Below are 18,981 nucleotides of genomic sequence, written 5' to 3' on the forward strand. Positions count from 1 at the left end.
GAACAGTATAGTATCAGGACACACCCGGTACGCTGAAACTAGGAAAAGAGTTTAGCAGTGTCCAGCGCGGCCGCTCACAATGTAGACTCATTCCTCCGAAATAAAAAACACAATAACAACATCCGAAAAGAGATAACGCGATGACCCCGTACGATTTCATCATCGAAGGCGGCCGTTACTTCGACGGCACTGGCGCACCATCTTCCATTCGTAATTTGGCGGTCAAAGACGGCCGTATTGCGAAAGTTACTGCAGACCCTCTCCCTCATGATCAGGCCAACCGTGTAATCGACGCAGCTGGTAAATGGGTCACGCCGGGATTTCTGGATACTCATACCCATTACGATGCCGAGTTATTGGTGAGCCCGAGCCTTTCTGAATCTGTGCGTCATGGTGTCACTACGGTGCTGGTGGGTAGTTGTTCTCTAAGCATGATTTGCAGCGACTGTGAAGATGCTTCAGACATTTTTACTCGCGTTGAAACCGTACCGAGGGAGCGGGTACTGCCGATTTTGAAGGAACACAAAACTTGGTCGACCCCAAAACAGTGGGTTGAGCACATTAAACAGATGCCCCTCGGCCCTAACGTGGTCAGCTTTCTGGGCCATAGCGACATGCGGGTGGGTGTGATGGGGTTGAGTCGCGCCACAGACTTGTCCATCCAGCCCACTGAAGAAGAATTGCAGACTATGGAGCGTCTGTTGAAAGAAGCGCTTGATGAAGGCTTCCTCGGCCTGTCGACCATGTGCTTGAAGTGGGACAAGGTGGATGGTGATCGCGAATGGTCCAAGAGCTTGCCCAGCACTTACGCCAAGTGGGGTGAGGTCGTACGTTTGAATAAGCTCGTGCGCCAGTATGGCCGGGTGCATCAAGGTGCGCCGAATGCCGCTACGCCTTTGCAGATTCTTCAGTATGTTCGTGAGTGCGTTGGGCTATTGCGGCGACCATTGAAAACGACTTTGATTAGTCAGATGGACTTAAAGGGCAGCGCCGCGTTAACAACCCTCACCAAGCTAACCTCATTGTTTACCAATGCCTTTCGGGGAGACTTCCGATGGCAGGTTCTGCCGACACCTTTTACTGTATACGCCGACGGTATTGACGTTGTGTTCTTTGAGGAATTTGGAGCAGGGGAGATGGCTCTGGATTTGAAAGATGCAGTGGAACGAAACGACCTCCTGCAAAGTGAGGAATACCGACGTGACTTCCGGAAGTTCTATGGTGAAAAACTAAGCCCTCGGGTTTGGCAGCGGGATTTTGGTGACGCCATGATCATTGACTGCCCTGATGAATCACTAATCGGCAAAAACTTTGAAGAAGTGGCGAAGGCGCGCGGTATTCATGTGGTGGATTTGTTTCTTGATCTTGTCGTGGAGTTCGGCAAGAAAATACGTTGGTACACCACGGTTGGAAACCACCGTAAACAGGTTCTGAAACGACTGGTAAAAGACCCCACCACACTCATTACTTTCAGCGATGCCGGTGCTCACATCCGCAATATGGCTTTCTACAACTTGCCGCTACGTATGTTGAAGTTGGTTCAGGAATCCATCGACGAGGGCGATGCGGTGATGACTATGGAACAGGCAGTTCATCGTTTGACCGGTGACCAGGCCGATTGGTTTGGTATCGAAGCGGGCAAAATTCGGGAGGGCGATCGCGCCGATATTGTGGTGCTCGATCCATCAGGCTTTAACCAGAACCTTGAAGAGGTTTCTTGGGGAGAAATGGAAAACTTTGATCTGCAAAGACTTGTTAACCGGAATCCGGGTATCGTGAAAACTGTAATGGTCAATGGAAAGCTGGCGGTAGATGAGGAAGAGTTTTTGCCGGAGTTTGGACGCGAGATGGGCTACGGTTCGTTTATTCCCGCACGTTAAAGGCGTGGCTCTGTTCGAGTTTGTTTGCGCCAGACCCGAGGCGAGCATCCTTTCCATGTTTTGAAGGCCCTGCTAAAAGGTGCTAGGTCGGCGTAGCCTAAATTCAGAGCCAGCTGGGCCAAATCCATATCGGTGTTTTTCAAATACTGACAGGCGAGACGTTGGCGGTTTATTCGCAAGCGCTCACCAAAGCTGGTGTTCTCGGATTTTAGGCGGTTTTGCAAGCTCCGCGGATGGCTGCCTAACACCCTAGCGACGGTATCCAGATTGCATTCGCCAGTAGGCAGTAGAGCTGTGATGCTTCGGTCTACTCGGGATCGCAGGCTAGGCGCCTTGATCTGTGTTTGGTTCCTCTGCCATTGCTGGCTGATGCGCTGGCGCACATCGTTTGTTGCCAGAACGGGTAAGTTCAGGAGTGAAGTAGGGTACTGCACTCGGTTCTCTAACCCGCCAAATTGCAGGTTTGGGCCTAGGAAAGCCCGATACGCCTCGAAGTTTCCGTTGTCGGCTAGGGCCAGTTCCACCTCTTCGGGCTGCGGTGCCCCCGCGTTCAGCTGCTTTGTGCCGCTTACAAGTAGCGCCAAGCTCAGAGCGATCAGTTGCCGGCAGTCCGTGCGGGCTTCGAACGCGAACGCCATCCGCATCTCCATCGCAGACCCATTAACATCCACATCAATCTGGACGCCATGGGCATGGAAGGCCAAGTTGCGCAACAAAATACGGACGGCATCTGCAATCGTAGATTGCATACACATCAAAGACCCCAGGGCACCCACCGCTTCCAATCCCTGTCGATACCCCAACCGGGCGCCAAATTCCGGTGCACCACAGCGCTCCGCAGCCAAAGCTAGCAATTCCGCGAGACTTGTGTAAGGAATATACAGGTCGGTATCTTTCAAGAGGGCGGGGCTAAGGCCGACCTCACGCATTAACCGGTAAGGATGCTCGCCGTAGCCACGTACCATTTCGGGAAAGCCCACTAACGCCCCACTGCGTGCAAAATATTGCATGACGCCTGTCCTGAAAATGACTTCTGTTCGTGTATTGTCAAATTCTGGTTCGTGTTTGGTCAAGTAATTAAAGTTGATCTGCATTATTCTGGTTATCCTTACGGCCAACCCAGCTTGATGTCCTACTAGCCCCAAGGAGTTTCTATATGGCCAATCAGATTACCTCAGACACACTGGTTATTGGCGGCGGTATCGCTGGCATAGTTACGACGCTAGAACTTCTTCGGGCGGGCAAAACCGTTACATTGGTAGACCGGGATACACCTGAGCGTCTGGGAGGGCTAGCATTGTGGGCGTTTGGCGGTATGGCTTTGGTTGATACTCCGCTGCAACGCAAAATGGGTATTCCGGATAACCCCGAGCGCGCCTTGAAAGACTGGATCAGCTTTGGTGAGCTAGATACTGAAGACGAGCACTCCCTCGCTTGGGCCCGTTACTATGTGCAGAATTCTTGCAGTGAGGTGTATGACTGGCTGAAAGCCGAAGGTATAAAGTTTTTGCCTGCGGTGAACTGGGTTGAGCGGGGGCGGTTAGGTGAAGGGAACAGTGTGCCGCGCTATCACATAGTGTTTGGAACCTCCCGAGAGCTTACCCGCACTCTGATTGCGGCCATGCGGGATGCCGGAATAGGCAATCGCCTCACAGTATTGCATCAGCACAGCATTAGTTCATTGGAGAGCCGTGATGGTCGCGTTACCGGTGCCATTGGCACCAATGATAGAACGGGTGAACCGATCCACTTAACGGCCCAGACGGTGGTGGTAGCGACTGGTGGAATCAACGGGAACCATCAACAAACCCGTGCCAACTGGCCAAAAGATCGACCCATGCCAAAAGCCATGTTGAATGGTGCCCATCCTTACGCCGATGGGAAACTCCATCACGAAGTGGCCGACAAACTCGGTGGCAATATCGTTAACGCTGGGGAAATGTGGAACTACGCCGCTGGCTTCCCCCATCCTTATCCGCACTTTAAAGGCCACGGCCTATCAACCATCCCTTGCAAATCTGCCCTGTGGCTCGACCATAAAGGCAGGCGGATTGGCCCGGAGCCACTGGTAACCGGCTTTGATACCCACTGGCTATGCCAGCGTGTTGCCGAGCAGGAGCAGCCATGGACCTGGCACCTGCTGAACTGGCGCATTGCAGCCAAAGAATTTGCCATCTCCGGCGCGGAGCACAACCAGCGTATACGCGACAAACAGTTGGTTCGTTTTGTGTTCGAAACCTTGACCGGCAACCACAATCTGGTCAAGCAGATGGCTCGTGAAAGCGATGACTTCCTCGTTGCAGACACGCTCGTTGAGTTAGCCGAGAAAATGAATGCGCTGACCCGCTCCCACGATGTTGACCCAGCCACGTTGCAGGCTACGGCTGATGCGTTCGATGCAAACTTTGCGGCTGGCAGCAAGCTGGAAAACGATGATCAAATCCGCCGCATAATGCATGCCCGCAAATGGGGGCCGGATAAGCTGCGCACCTGCAAGCCTGCGCCGCTGCAAAAGAAAGGCACCGGGCCATTTATCGCTGTGCGCATGCAACTGATTACACGCAAAAGCCTCGGAGGCTTGCGTACCGATCTTATGTCCCGTGCGCTTGGAGCCGACAATAAGCCCATACCCGGGCTTTACTGTGTGGGTGAAGCTGCTGGTTTTGGTGGGGGCGGCTGTAATGGCAAACGATCTCTTGAAGGCACGTTTTTACCGGGCTGCATTATGACCGCCCGGGCAGCAGCAAGATCCATTTTAGCCAGAGCCTAGTTGAGAGCAGTACAACAATGATCAAGCTTGCATACGCGGTACTAACCGTGACAAGACAAAAATAAGGAGATTTCCCATGAACGGCGCACAAGCCTTGATGAAAACCCTGGTGGATGCTGGTATCGAAGTTTGTTTCAGCAATCCCGGAACCAGCGAAATGCACTTTGTAGCGGCGCTTGATGATGAACCGAAAATGCGCGCCGTGCTGGCGTTGTTTGAAGGGGTGGCAACCGGTGCGGCAGATGGTTACGCCAGAATGGCCGACAAACCTGCCGCCACTCTGCTGCACCTAGGTTGCGGGCTCGGTAATGGTTTGGCAAACCTGCACAATGCCCGCAAAGGCAAGGTGCCGGTGGTAAACATTGTAGGGGACCACGCTGTTGCCCACGTGAAATACGATGCGCAGTTGCAGTCTGATATTGAAACTGTAGCTCGCAATGTGTCACCGGGTTTTGTCCGTACGTCACAAACTACCGCTGAATTGTGTAAAGACGCGGTAGAAGCCATCACAACCGCCCGCGGCCTGCCCGGCCAAGTGGCCACGTTGATCCTGCCCGCCGATGTCTCTTGGGGAGAGGGGGGTAGCCCATGCGCGCTTCCGGCGCAGGTAGCGCCCCCGGCTGCCGATGATGGTGCCGTTCGCGCTGTGGTGGACGCCATTCGCTCCGGCAAAAAGACAGCACTGCTACTTGGGGGCCGGGCTTTGCGAGAGCCGGCATTGATGGCGGCCGCTAAGGTTGCCGCTGCAAACGGTGTGACGCTGCTTGCAGAAACCTTTCCGACTCGTATGGAGCGTGGAGAAGGCCTGCCGCCGGTTGAGCGTGTAGCCTATTTGGCGGAACTGGCAGGCGTTCAACTGGCCGACATTGATCACCTGATTTTGGTAGACAGCAAGGCGCCCGTTTCCTTCTTTGCCTACCCTGGCAAAAAGAGCTATCTGGTGCCGGATACTTGCACGGTTCACACCCTGTCCCGCCCAGAACAAGACGCTCTGGCCAGCCTTGAAACGCTGGTCGCGGCATTGGGAGCCGACAAAGCTCAGCCCGAGACTCAAAAACTGCAGCGCCCATCGGCACCTCGTGGTCGCCTCTCAGCACCCAAAGTCTGCAAGGCCGTAGGCCACTACCTGCCAGAGAATGCCATTATTATCGACGAGGCCATTACTTCAGGACTGATGCTGAATGCCATGACCGCAGGCTCGCCCCGTCATGACATGATTGCCTTGACCGGAGGTGCCATTGGTCAGGGCCTGCCCAACGCAGTCGGCGCGGCTATTGCTTGCCCGGAACGGCCAGTGATTGCACTGATCGGCGATGGCACCGCCATGTACACCATTCAAGCCCTTTGGACCATGGCCCGTGAGCAGTTGAATGTCACCACCATTATATTCAACAACGCTTCTTACTCGGTGCTGAACATAGAGCTGGAGCGAGTGGGTGCAGAAGATGCCGGAGACAAGGCCAAATCTCAGTTGGACCTGAACGGGCCGGTGCTGAACTTTGCCCAGTTGGCGCAGGGCATGGGGGTTCATGGCGTTCGGGTAGACACCGCTGAAGCCTTCAATCACGCACTTGAATATGCGTTGTCACAGCCGGGCCCACACTTGATCGAAGCCATGGTGCCGGAATCCCTCAACGGACTGAAACGCAAAATTCTACCTTGGGTGCTGCGTTCGTTACCGAGCTTGCCTTTGTCGGTCACCCGTACCCTAAAAAACAAGATCGCGCCCTGACCGGTCAACGGGCAACCTCTGGCCGGTTGCCCTGATGCCATAAAGATCAGCAAAACAGGAACCGCCATGTACGACTACATCATCATCGGGGCTGGATCTGCCGGCTGTGTGTTGGCCAACCGACTGTCGGAAGATCCGGGTAACCGGGTTTGCCTGCTAGAGGCTGGTCCCAGTGATCGCACCCACTGGATACGCAACTGCAACCCCTTGAATATGTTGATGTTGATGAACAGCCGTACATACAACTGGCGCTATCATACCGAGCCGGATGAATACACCGGCAATCGCCCGTTTTTCTGGCCTCGGGGCCGAGCGCTGGGAGGGTCTAGCTCCATCAATGCCATGATTTACACCCGTGGCCACCCGCAGGATTTCGACCACTGGGCCTCACTCGGCAACCCCGGCTGGGATTACCAGAGTGTGCTGCCCTGGTTCCGTCACTCGGAACGGCAGGAACGCGGTGCTGATGGTTGTCATGGCAATCAAGGCACCATGGATGTTGTGGATACCAACTACCATTTTCCTGTCAGTGAGGCTTTTGTGGATGCCTGCGGTGAAGCTGGCGAAACCATTAGAAAAGACTTCAATGATGGAGAACAGGAAGGTTGTGGTTTTTTTCAGGTAACCCAGACACCTTCAGGGCAGCGGGCAAACAGCGCTTACTCATTTTTGGACGAAGCCTTGGTTCGGCCCAATCTTACCGTTCTAACGGGCGTGCATGTCACCCGAATTTGTTTTGATGGTAAGGTTGCCACCGGGGTGGAATTTGCTCGGAACGGGCAGCGGGGTAAGCGTGACATTCTGACGGCCACTAGAGAAGTTATCCTCAGTGCCGGTGTTATCAATTCACCGCAGCTACTGAAGCTCTCTGGTGTGGGCCCGGCCGCTGAGCTGACGGCCCATGGCATTCCATTGGTCCATGATTTGCCGGGCGTTGGTGAAAACTTGCAGGATCATCCCGATGTCATCATTCGCTGCCGGGACAAGACCGGTACCTCGCTGGCGGTCGCTCCGACCCGTAACAGCGTGGCTTTTTTCATGCGGATGCTGAGGCAGAAAAACTTCGTGTTTACGCCCACGGATTGTGGTGGTTTTGTACGCTCGCACCCAGATGAGTCTATCCCAGATCTGCAACTGCAGTTTGCCGCCATCCGGATGCAGCCCCATGGCCGTGGCTTGTTCACATCACTGCGAGCGGGATTCGTGCTTCATATCTGCCATCTCCGCCCAGAGAGTCGCGGCAGTGTAAGGCTACGCAGTGCTGATCCGTTTGTGCATCCGTTTATTCATGCCAACTACTTTGGCCGGAAAAAAGAGCTTGATGCTCTGGTGCGGGGTATTCGTCTGGGCCGTGAGATTCTCGCCCAGCCAGCCATGGAACGCTTCCACGGCGGTGAGGAGAGCCCGGGCCCAATGGTTCAGAGCGATGACCAATTGCGCCAGTGGATACGAAAAAATGTTGAGACGGTCTATCACACGGCAGGCACCTGCGCCATGGGAGTAGATGCCATGGCTGTGGTGGGTTCAGAGTTGCGGGTTCATGGAGTGAAGAGGTTGCGAGTTGTCGATTCGTCTGTGATGCCGACCATTACCGGCAGCAATATTCATGCACCGACTGTGATGATTGCCGAGAAGGGTGCTTACAGTATTTTGAACGCACCGGAACAGGCTCTGAATACCTCTGGGTAAACGAGTAGAGGGTCATTCTGGCAGGCTGCAGGGGCTATCTCCGAACCCAACTTTCGAGCGATGCTTATCGGTACACTTGTGTGTGCAAGAGGTTGGAGTGGCGTGTTATATCAAAAAAATGTCTTATTCTATCGATATTGTCTCGGCAGCCTTTGCGAAAATCAACGTTAACATTGGTTAGAAAATAACAACAAGGAAACTCAGGTGGCCATAAAACACTACGACATCATCATTATTGGTGCCGGGCTCTCCGGCATTGGAACGGCATGTCACATTGCACGGGAACACCCTGAAAAATCTCTTGCGATACTGGAGCGCCGTGAAAACGTGGGAGGCACTTGGGATCTGTTTCGTTATCCCGGCATACGCTCGGATTCCGACATGGCCAGCTTCGGGTTTAACTTCAAGCCTTGGTATTCCGAAAACGTATTAGCCCAAGGCGACGATATACGTGAGTATGTGCGCGAAACGGCAGAAGAATTCGGATTGTACGAGAAGATCAAATTTGGCCTGAAAATCAAGAACTCTAATTGGTCGACCAAAGAACAAAAGTGGATAGTTTCTTGTGTACAGGAAGCAACGGGTGAGGAGGCAGTGCTTAGCTGCAACTTCCTGGTTAACTGTGCCGGATATTACAACTTCGACCAGGGCTATCGCCCAAGCTTCCCCAAGGAAGACGTGTTTAAAGGGGATATTGTTCACCCCCAGAGCTTGCCTAAAGATTTCGATTATAGCGGAAAGAAAGTGGTGGTCATCGGTAGTGGTGCTACTGCAGTAACGCTGGTGCCAGCCATGGCGAAAAAAGCTGCAAAAGTTACCATGCTGCAACGCTCACCTACTTACATTATGTCCCTACCGAACACCGACAAGATGTCGATGGTGTTGAACAAAGTATTACCAAGGGCTTGGGTGTTCAAACTGGCCCGCAGGCGCAACATTCTTTTCCAGCGCGCTCTTTACTTAGCTTGCCAACGTTGGCCTAACACGATGCGAAAGATGTTTTTGTCGCATATGTACAAACATGCGCCAAACATTGATAAACGTCATCTTACACCTGAGTACATGCCGTGGGATCAGCGCCTGTGTGCTGCGCCTGATGGAGACTTTTTTGAAAGCTTGCGCTCGGGGAAGGCAACTATCGTAACCGACCATATCGACCGCTTTGATGAAACCGGCATTGTGTTGAATACAGGCCAGCATATTGCCGCAGATATTGTTGTGGCTGCGACAGGGTTGGACGTTCAGTTGATGGGTGGGTCGACACTCAGCATCGACAATGAAGAAGTGAACCTGCCCGGAAAAATGGCGTACAAGGGCATTATGATTCAAGACGTACCCAATTACGGGTGGATTTTTGGATATACCAACGCGCCCTGGACCCTCAAATGCGATATTGGTGGGCGCTATTTATGTCGACTGCTTGCCCACATGGACAAAGCCGGAATGCGAGTCGCCACAGCGGTAGACACAGGGAGTAACGCGACCGATGCCAGTGTGCTGGAAGGGTTTGCACCTGGCTACATCATGCGGGCAATCGACAAAATGCCACGGCAGGGTAAGGCCGACCCATGGAGGATAACCATGCATTACGGTAAGGATAAAAAAATGCTAGTTAAAGACCCTGTGGATGATGGGAACCTGTTGTTTAAAGCTGCAGCTTCCACACCCTCCCGGGAGTCAGATCTTCAGCAAGCCGCTACGGCCTAATACCAACCTACGATAAAAACGGGAAGGGTATGGATAAGGTGCACAGCGGCAAGCCGACGGTCATACTGATTGACGGGATGCGGAGCGATCAGAATACTTTACGGGCTAGGCCTTACTAAGGCGCCAATGCCGCCTTTACAAAACTTGCCAGTGCACCGCCAAGCTTCTCAGCTACCACACATTCTGGAATCTTATGGCGCTTGGCCAAATATGTCGGGTCGTTGTAACCAAGCCATGCCTGTCCTGATTCGTCCTCCCAAACCAAGGCCTTAAGTGGCAGGTCTATCCCGACAGTTTGTGCGCACTTCATGAATGGGGTTCCGCCCTGTGGATTTCCAAAAATCAGCAACTCGGTAGGTCTAAGTACCATACCTGCTTTTTCAGCACCTGCTGCATGGTCTATGCGCGCAAACACGTTCAAGCCTTTGCTTTTCACAACGCCTTCGAACTTGTTCATGGTTTTCTGGGCGCTGTAAGGGCTCTTAACCGAAATCAGGCCATCAGCGGCTTGGGCTTGGGCGAATGCCATAACCAGAAAGAGTGCGACAGCGTACTTTATTGTCTTCATGACCTACCTCGATGACGATGTTTGTGCCTGTAGTACGACATTCTGTCGTACGTGATTTGAAAATCAGCCTATCACCTGATTTGCCCTCGATATAGGTATAAGGGCAAGTTAAGCGCGACAATAGGGAAGAAGTAAACAATCAGCAGACAACCGAACATCATAATGATGAATGGCTACATGCCTCGTGGAATTAACGAGGGGATCTCGATGCGGTACCATAAGCGCCCACCAAGCATCCACTCCATTGAAAGAGCCGCGCGAGGTTTCCATGTTTTCTGCACTGACCAACTTATTTCGACCGATCATGCGTTTGGGGCTTGTTTCTCAGATTGCTCTTGGCATTGTCGCCGGTGTTTTACTGGTGGTTGTATCACCTGATGCTGCTAGCTCGGTGGCGCTGCTTGGTCAGCTGTTTGTGAAGGCATTGAAAGCGGTCGCCCCGGTGTTGGTTTTTGTGTTGGTGGCGGCGGCCATTGCCGGCCACACTCAGGGGCAGCCCACCCACATACGTGGAGTGTTGCTGCTTTACATATTAGGAACACTTGCGGCAGCCGTGGTTGCTGTGGTCGCCAGCTTTCTGGTTCCAACTCAGCTATCGCTCGATTTGACCGGCGTCAGTGGTAATCCGCCGTCGAACATCGGCGAAATCCTTCATAATCTAGTGCTCAGCGCGGTAAGCAATCCGGTTAAAGCACTTATGGAGTCCAATTTTATTGCCATACTTGTCTGGGCGGTTGGTTTCGGGTTTATGCTCCGTACAGCCAGCGATACCACTCAGCAAGGCCTTCAAGACTTGTCTGACGCCATCTCCGGGATTGTTCGTGGCGTGATTAGCCTTGCGCCTCTGGGTATTTTCGGATTGGTTGCCAATACACTTGCGGAGTCTGGTATCAGCGCTCTGTTAGGTTATGGCCAACTGCTGGCGGTTATTGTTGGCTGTATGTTGTTCGTGGCTCTGGTTACGAATCCACTCATTGTTTTCTGGCAGATTCGCAGCAATCCCTATCCGTTGGTGTTTGAATGCTTACGAGGCAGTGCGATTACGGCCTTTTTTACGCGCAGTTCTGCAGCTAATATCCCCGTTAATCTGGAGCTGTCGGAGCGCCTGAAACTGGATCCCGACACCTACTCGATTTCTATCCCTCTCGGTGCCACGGTAAACATGGCTGGCGCGGCGATTACCATTTCTGTGATTACCCTCGCTACGGCGCATACGCTTGGAATCCCGGTGGATTTTGGAACGGCGCTCCTACTTTGCGTCGTCTCGGCATTGGCAGCCTGTGGTGTGTCTGGCGTTGCTGGTGGGTCGCTTCTGCTGATCCCCTTGGCAACCAGTTTGTTCGGAATTCCAACGGAAGTAGCCATGCAAGCGGTTGCGATTGGTTTTGTGATTAGCGTGGTCCAAGATTCTATGGAGACAGCGCTGAACTCATCTACTGATGTATTATTTACCGCAGCTGCTTGTCGACGGGCTGACGCCAAGCAGCGTTAAGCTATCTATGGAAAACCAGCGGTCGTTGGACAGTGCTAACTATGTTAGAAGCTCAACTCCAACCCTGCATACCAAGTACGGCCGGCAGCCGGCTCATAATAGCGGTCATTGCTGGCGTTGATTCGAACGTTGGCAAAATGATTTCTGTCCGTCAGGTTGCGAACGCCTGCAAAACCTTTGACGAGAAGCTTTCTTCCTACGTAAAACGTGTTCCCGCCACGCAGGTTGGCCAACCAGTAGTCCTCAACTTTCACGCTGTTCGCATCATCCGCAAACGTGCTTCCGACATAGCGGGTTTCTAACGTTACAAAGGTGCCACCCAAGCCCTGCCACTGTAGTCGGTTGGACCAGAGTTGTTCTGGCAGTCCCGGCAGCCGGTTTCCACGATAATCGTTGCCGCCTGATGTGTACTCATCAAATGTGTAGTCCGCCAAGGTGAGGGCAGTTTCAAGCCGCCAACTTTGGTTAAGCAGCCAGCCCGCCGTGGCTTCTATGCCTTTTCTCGTTGTGTCTCCGGCATTGCGGTAGAAGGTTCTGTCATCAGGCCCGGGTAGCTGGTAGGGAATTAGCTCATCGCGAACATCTACCCAAAACAATGTGAGGTCGTAATCCATTCCGTAATCAAAGGCACCACGCAGTCCCAGTTCATGATTGAGGGATTTTTGCGGTTGAGTATCAGGGTTTAGCCCGCCTACGCCGGATGGGTTGGCGAATTCCGAGAAGGTTGGGGTCTCAAAGGCGGTACTGATATTGGTAAAAATTTGGTGGTTAGGCAGGTAGCGATAGCTTAACCCTGCAGAACCGCTCCATTCCCTGAAGGTGCGATCCCCACTTTGGTCTCCATCGAAAAGATACTCGTCGGAAACGTCCATCTGAATTCGATCGAATCGACCGCCAATGGATAGAATCAACTGGTCCGTTAAGTTCAAGTCGCCCTGAGCGAAGGTGCTCAAGGAGGTGGCAGTTTGAAGCTCATCTGCGGTTAATCCCTGCAAATCACCACCGAAACTCATTTGTGTTCGAATGCGGTCGTCCCGTTGTTCCCGGGCTTCCACTCCAGCTACATATCGAAACGGCAAACCTGCAACCTTGAATGACTGGCGATAGTCTGTGCTCGCCCCGAAGTAGTCTCTGTTGTAGTCAATACGGCTGGGACCAGGAAAAGGAAGCTGCTGTTCGAAGTTGCGCCGCAGGTAGTAAACCTTCCCACGCAGTTCCCCAGCGCCAGCTGAAAGATCCTGGTATTGCAGGCCAATTACCTGCTGGTCTACGGTTTGCCCTGTGTCATATTCCTCGGTGAAACGCCCAGCTTGGGTTCTGTCTTCAGCGACCTGTTCTGCGGTAAGGGCGCCCGGATCTTGTGAGCGTGGGTTATCAAGCAAGTTGATGATGGTCGTGATGGAACGATCGCTGTCCATTTGCCAACGTAGCTTTGAATTGAACAGGTATTTTTCGACTTCTGCCTGATCGCGGTAGCCTTCGTAGTTCAAGGCCGAGAGGTTCACATTGTGTGACCAGTTGCCAGCGCTGCCACTGTTGCTGAGGGAAAGTTTGCCGAAGCGGTTGCTTCCACCCGTAGCGCGAACTGAGGTCTGGTCCGGGTTCCTTTGCCCGTCTGTCGTGGCCACGCTGATTACACCGCCTGCAGCATTTCCGTACAAAACCGAAGCAGGGCCTCGAATAACCTCTATGCGCTCCGCGCTGTCCAGGTCGATAGCGTCTAACTGTGCCTGCCCGTCAGGCAAGGTGTAGGGAATCCCATCTACTACAATCATTACACCCCGAACGCCAAAAGGTGCGCGGGAACCAAAGCCCCGTATTGCTACTCGCTCTCCCTGAGCATAGTTTTCCTGATTCTGCAGATAAATACCTGGCACCTGACTCAAGGTTTCATCGAGTTTCAACATGGGTTGGCCATCTTTAATGGCTTCAGACCTTATAACCGACATGGATACGGGCGTTTCGTATAGCTCTCGCTCTATTACTGGTGCTGTAACGGTGATGACTGCACCAGATTCGGCATGAGCCGCAAAGGGGATGGCTGTAAGCCCAATCAAGCAGACAATGGCAGAGTTATTGTTTTTCATTACGCTGGCCTCAAGGAGTCGTTAACCCGTATCGACTGTTGTAGTAGTACCGGGATACATACTTTCAGTGATCACCCTTCGGCCTCAATGGGCCTTTCTGGTCGTAATTCTTCGAAATGAAGCGACCAAAGGAGTACAGCCAAAGTAGGTCTTAGTCCCAAAGTTCTGTTTGTCCTGCCTTCTAAATGATCATTAAACCAGCCCCCTTGGCCGATTTCTCCCATTGCTTTGATAGCACAGCATGAGGTTACACCTGCTAACCAACCGTGCAGGAATTTAAAATGGACTGGGGGATTTATGAACAATAACAATTTGAAAAAGTCAGCCATGGTTTTGGCAATAACGTCTGCTCTGGGCACAAGCATGGGTGCCAGCGCTTCCGTCGATTTGTATAACGAAGATGGTACGTCCTTTTCTGTAGATGGCTACTTCAACGCGTTTTACGTAACCCGTGAGGATGAAGTTCCAGACACACGTGATACCCGAATCAAAATGGGCTTCCTGCCAAATACTATTGGCTTTAACTTCACCAAGGAAATGGGCGACCTGGTGTTGGGTGGTCGATCGTCATTCTGGACAACCATAAACGATAGTCTTGATTCCCCAACCGATACGGCAATTGATGTTCGCCAATTTTACGCGACTGTGGATGGGGCATTTGGCCAGGTGCTGATGGGTAAAGATTTCGGCCTTTTCGCTCGCTCGAATATCTTCCTTGATGAAATCTTGATGGGGTTTGGCTCTCCGGGCGCGGCGGGTGGCGTGTCCTTTGGCAATATTCGAGCAGGCTACCCGTACCCAACGCCTTCCGCCCAGATAACCTATCGTTCTCCAGACCTAAGTGGGTTCCAGATTGCCGTAGGTGCTCTGGACCCAGCTGACACGGTAACGGGAGCAGGTGATGAGAACTCTGCACCGCGGATGGAATCAGAGATTACCTATACAGTTGATCTTGATGGTGTTGTGCTAACCGGCTGGCTGAATGGCCGGTATCAGTCCTCAACCAACGGAAACACCACCATTGATAGTTCCGGCGTCGGTTATGGCGTAAAAGGCTCAGTTGCCGGTTTTACACTTGCTGCCTCGGGGTTCGATTCGAAAGGCAATAGCCCGGTACTGGTTGTGAATGAAGCGCTAACGGAAGACCGTGCAGACGGTTATTTGATTCAGACTTCTTACGCTTTTGGTCCAAACAAGATTGTGTTGTCCCATGGAAAAACCGACGCAGAAATCCTGAATCTAAAAACCGAAAGCAACACGTTTGGCTTCTTCCACGATGTGAACAGCAACTTCAAGTTGGTGGCCGAGTACAACATGTACGAGGATAAAAACCGAGCATCTGGCGTGATAAGCACCGACACAGACACAATTGCTATTGGCGCTATTGTTAACTTTTGATTTTATGCGATTGCGGCTGATTAAGCGGGCGGCACGACAGCGTGTGTGCCGCCCGCTTATCAAGGCTGCTAATACCAAAGTACTGGCTTTTGCTCATGCCAAGCCATCGTGTCTTACGGGGTCGTTTTAATGCCTTATTAAACATAAGGTTATAGTGATTGCTTTGAGTCAATCAAAAGCACTGAAGTCGCATTGGCGTGTTATCTGGATACCGTAAAATTTAGAGACAGCTATTCCCAGTGGAACCAACCTCTATGACGTCAGTATCAACCCCGCCTGCAGTACAAGTTGCAAGTTCCGGTATCCGAGCCCCGAGCTTAGCCGCACGGGATCTAGCCAGCCAACTTCTGCACGAATACTTGGGCCATGTGTTGTTCTTTTGCTCTGCGGAGTATGACCTCGCCCAGCTGGGCTTGGCTCTTGAGCGTGAGTTTGCAGGCGTCGGACTATCAGGATGTACGTCAGCAGGTGAGATCACCGCACAGGGATACGACCGCGGCAGCATTACAGCCATCGGTTTCGATCGCCGATATTTCGCGATTAAGAGTGCATTGATCGGGGAAATGGATCGATTTACCTTGAGGGATGCCCAGAGTGTGATTGATGACCTGCTTTCTGGATGCCGAGGCCGGAAGCTTGCCCCGATAAAGGGAAACACCTTTGCATTAACGCTATTGGATGGGCTCTCAAGCCGTGAGGAGTTAGTGCTGGCAGCCTTGAACTCTGTGCTTGGCAGCATTCCCCAATTTGGCGGTTCAGCGGGTGATGATGAACACTTGGCAGACACCTATGTATTCCACCAGGGGCGCTTTCATGCCGGAGCAGCAACCGTATTGTTGATTAATACGCCTTTGGATTTCCGGGTGTTTACTACCCATCACTTGGTTGAAGGTAGCGAAAAGCTTGTTGTAACCCATGCGAGTTCAGATACCCGCACTGTATACGAACTCAACGCCGAGCCCGCCGCAGAAGCCTACGCCCGTGCGGTTGGCGTAACAGTCGATGCGTTGAGCCGGGAGGTTTTTGCACTACAGCCCCTGGGCGTAAAGATTGGAAGTAATTACTTTGTACGCTCAATCCAACGGGTTAACCCTGATAAAAGCCTGACTTTTTACTGCGCCGTGGAAACGGGAATTGTGATGACGGCCATGGCGCAAGGCTCGCTGCTCGGAGCCGTGCGGGATCAGCTGGAAGACTCCGAGCGGGTTGTCGGTAAACCCTTGGTGACTATCGGATGTGATTGCTTTTTGCGCAGATTGGAGTCAGAGCTGACTGGTCAATCAGAGGCAGTTTCAGGCTTTTTAAGCCGCCATAAAGTGGTTGGATTCAATACCTACGGTGAGCAGTACAACGGAATGCACATCAACCAGACATTTACGGGGGTGGTCATTGGTCAACCCGATCGCTAGTGCCAACGAACACTTGTTTGTAGCTTCAAGCAAGGAAGCCTGTCTGGCGACAGAGGCCCTGCAGCAAAAAGTTGCACATTTAGAGGCCGACAATGAACGTTTGCGAAAAATCAGGGACGCCCTGATCGTTCGGGTTGAATCGGGATCTGTATACAAGCCTGAGCCCTACGCGGCGTTTGAGCACTCTGTTGTGCTGGCGGAACAGGTGCGTGAACGCACCGAAGCCCTGACCCATGCCCGCGAGGAGGCGGAGACTACTCGCCAACGCCTAAGTGATGCTATCGAGAGTATTGCTGATGGCTTTGTGCTTTTTGATCATGACCACCGTTTGATTCAAAGCAACAGCCGTTTTCGAAGTTATTGGCGTCAGGCAGGAGTGGCCATGCCTTCGCCCGGCACCCATATCAATGATGTTCGCGCACTTGCCATGAACTCCGGAATGATCCTCGAGGAACACAGCGAACCAGGCTCTGAGGGTGAGGTGTTTTTACTCAGCAATGAGCGCTGGGTGCAAATGACCGAACGCCCCACCCGTGAGGGCGGTTTGGTTGTGCTTTACTCAGATATTACCGACGTAAAAAACAGCGAAATGGCGCGCCGTTTGAGTGCACTGGAGGAAAGCGAGCGCTGGATTAGGGTTGTGACCGACCATGTGCCGGCGCTGATCGCCTATGTAGGTGCAGACAACAGCATTCAGTTTTGTAATCAGGTTTATGCCGCTTGGTACGGACGCGGTGGCGAATCGCCTTTGGGCAAACGCTTGAGCGATATCCATCATCCGCATTTGTATGAGCGGCTGAAACCGTACATAGAAAGTGTAATGTCTGGAAACAGCGTCACTTTTGAATTTGAAGAGTTCGGCGAGCAAGGCCAGGAACGCTATATGCTTCGCTCATACGTGCCTAATTTTGGCGAGCAGGGTGAGATTGCCGGTTTTTTTGTTCTCATCAGGGATATCAGCGATCGGCGCAAAGCTGCGGAGGCCCTTGAGCGAGCCTATGATGAACTGGAAGCCAGGGTAACAGAACGCACCCTGGCGCTGACAGACGCAAACACCCAATTGCGGCAAGAGATCGCAGAGCGCAATGCAGCAGAAGCGCGTTTGCGGGATGCGAAACTGGAGGCTGAACGTGCCAACCTTTCCAAGACAAAATTCCTGGCGGCCGTGAGCCACGACCTGTTGCAACCGCTGAATGCTGCAAGGTTATTCACCAGCGCATTACAGGCGCACTCCTTCGGTCCAAGAGCCGAAGATCTGGTTCACTCGGTTAGTGCATCCCTGGATGATGTCGAGGGTCTGCTAGGCACCCTGGTCGACATATCCAAGCTGGATGCGGGGGTTATCAAGCCAGATGTGACTGCATTTGATCTGCGGGATCTTCTCATTAATATCGCGCGGGAATTTAGGCAGTTGGCGAATGCAGAAGGACTGCAGTTCGACTTCGTAGGAAGCTCCGCCATAGTTGAGTCGGATTCCCAGTTACTGGCACGGATTCTTCGTAACTTCCTTACTAATGCAATCCGCTACACGGGCGAAGGCAGAGTGTTGCTTGGCTCTCGCAGGGAAGCCGGTTCCGTGGTGTTGCAGGTTTGGGATACAGGCCCGGGCATTCCTCAGAATAAGCTGGTTGAGATCTTCCAGGAATTTAAACGTGTTCATCCAACGAATTCCCAGACGGATAAAGGGCTTGGGTTGGGCTTGGCGATAGTCGATAAAATTTCTCGAATACTGAACCATGAGGTCAGTGTGTCTTCTGAGGAAGGTAAGGGCTCCGTGTTCAGTGTTCGTGTACCTCTAGCCACACACAAGCCCAATCCAGCGCTCGTGAAGCGGGATGCCATAACCCATATTGGCCAAGAGTTAGACGGATGCAGGTTATGGGTTGTCGATAATGATTCTGCCATTTGCCGCGGCATGAAGGTGGTGCTGGAAACCTGGGGTTGCGAGGTGATTACGGCAGTGTCTATGGCAGATCTGGAGCGCCAACTGGACCCATCAGAAGAGCCCGTGGATGTAATACTGGCAGACTATCATTTGGATAACGATGAGAATGGTGTTGATACAGTGGCCGCTATCAACGGGAGTCGGCGCACGCCGGTGCCGGTTGTGATGATCACCGCGAACTACACCAATGAACTGAAACAGCACATCCGCGAGTTGGGTTATGTGTTGATGAATAAGCCCGTCAAGCCACTCAAGCTTCGCAGTGCTTTGAATCACATACTACGAAGCGGCTGAGCTGTGAGTG

General features: G+C 52.6%; 12 protein-coding genes. 9 read left to right on the forward strand and 3 right to left on the reverse strand.

What is annotated here, in order from left to right; all coding sequences use genetic code 11:
• Window positions 1-140: 140 nt before the first annotated feature.
• Window positions 141-1,880: an N-acyl-D-amino-acid deacylase family protein gene (locus FE845_RS10570; protein WP_200364312.1), complete on the forward strand. Its 1,740-nt coding sequence runs from the start codon at window positions 141-143 to the stop codon at window positions 1,878-1,880.
• On the opposite strand, the gene FE845_RS10575 is transcribed toward FE845_RS10570, so the two are convergent.
• Window positions 1,877-2,890, reverse strand: a complete 1,014-nt coding sequence (locus FE845_RS10575; RefSeq protein WP_200364314.1) for a helix-turn-helix domain-containing protein — start codon at window positions 2,888-2,890, stop codon at window positions 1,877-1,879. The genes FE845_RS10570 and FE845_RS10575 overlap by 4 nt on opposite strands.
• Before the next feature lie 146 nt (window positions 2,891-3,036).
• Here FE845_RS10575 and FE845_RS10580 point away from each other — a divergent pair, with 146 nt between their 5' ends.
• From FE845_RS10580 to FE845_RS10595, 4 genes are all read left to right on the forward strand, one after another.
• Window positions 3,037-4,650 (forward strand): FAD-dependent oxidoreductase, encoded by a 1,614-nt coding sequence (locus tag FE845_RS10580; protein ID WP_200364317.1) that lies wholly within the window; start codon window positions 3,037-3,039, stop codon window positions 4,648-4,650.
• Window positions 4,651-4,726: 76 nt separating this feature from the next.
• Window positions 4,727-6,382 carry an acetolactate synthase large subunit gene (locus tag FE845_RS10585; protein ID WP_200364319.1) on the forward strand — a complete coding sequence of 552 codons (1,656 nt, stop codon included), beginning with the start codon at window positions 4,727-4,729 and terminating at the stop codon, window positions 6,380-6,382.
• Between the two features lie 66 nt (window positions 6,383-6,448).
• Window positions 6,449-8,071, forward strand: a complete 1,623-nt coding sequence (locus tag FE845_RS10590) for a GMC family oxidoreductase (RefSeq protein ID WP_200364321.1) — start codon at window positions 6,449-6,451, stop codon at window positions 8,069-8,071.
• 204 nt (window positions 8,072-8,275) lie between these two features.
• A complete protein-coding gene (locus FE845_RS10595) occupies window positions 8,276-9,778 on the forward strand; it encodes a flavin-containing monooxygenase (RefSeq protein ID WP_200364323.1) in 1,503 nt (500 codons plus the stop codon).
• A gap of 115 nt (window positions 9,779-9,893) precedes the next feature.
• On the opposite strand, the gene FE845_RS10600 is transcribed toward FE845_RS10595, so the two are convergent.
• Window positions 9,894-10,346 (reverse strand): DUF302 domain-containing protein, encoded by a 453-nt coding sequence (locus tag FE845_RS10600; protein WP_200364325.1) that lies wholly within the window; start codon window positions 10,344-10,346, stop codon window positions 9,894-9,896.
• A gap of 268 nt (window positions 10,347-10,614) precedes the next feature.
• On the opposite strand from FE845_RS10600, the gene sstT reads away from it, so the two are divergent.
• Window positions 10,615-11,838, forward strand: a complete 1,224-nt coding sequence (gene sstT / locus FE845_RS10605) for a serine/threonine transporter SstT (protein WP_200364328.1) — start codon at window positions 10,615-10,617, stop codon at window positions 11,836-11,838.
• 44 nt (window positions 11,839-11,882) lie between these two features.
• On the opposite strand, the gene FE845_RS10610 is transcribed toward sstT, so the two are convergent.
• Window positions 11,883-13,925, reverse strand: a complete 2,043-nt coding sequence (locus FE845_RS10610; protein ID WP_200364330.1) for a TonB-dependent receptor family protein — start codon at window positions 13,923-13,925, stop codon at window positions 11,883-11,885.
• Between the two features lie 297 nt (window positions 13,926-14,222).
• Between FE845_RS10610 and FE845_RS10615 the strand changes: the two genes are divergently transcribed.
• The 3 genes from FE845_RS10615 to FE845_RS10625 all read left to right on the forward strand — a co-directional run bounded on the left by FE845_RS10615 (window position 14,223) and on the right by FE845_RS10625 (window position 18,971).
• A complete protein-coding gene (locus FE845_RS10615) occupies window positions 14,223-15,323 on the forward strand; it encodes a porin (protein ID WP_200364332.1) in 1,101 nt (366 codons plus the stop codon).
• A gap of 254 nt (window positions 15,324-15,577) precedes the next feature.
• On the forward strand, window positions 15,578-16,732 hold the full coding sequence (gene nosP / locus FE845_RS10620) for a nitric oxide-sensing protein NosP (protein WP_200364334.1): 1,155 nt from the start codon (window positions 15,578-15,580) through the stop codon (window positions 16,730-16,732).
• Between the two features lie 43 nt (window positions 16,733-16,775).
• Window positions 16,776-18,971, forward strand: a complete 2,196-nt coding sequence (locus FE845_RS10625; protein ID WP_227714287.1) for a hybrid sensor histidine kinase/response regulator — start codon at window positions 16,776-16,778, stop codon at window positions 18,969-18,971.
• Window positions 18,972-18,981: the final 10 nt, after the last annotated feature.

This window comes from Marinobacter sp. 1-4A (assembly GCF_016597725.1).
Lineage (GTDB): Bacteria > Pseudomonadota > Gammaproteobacteria > Pseudomonadales > Oleiphilaceae > Marinobacter.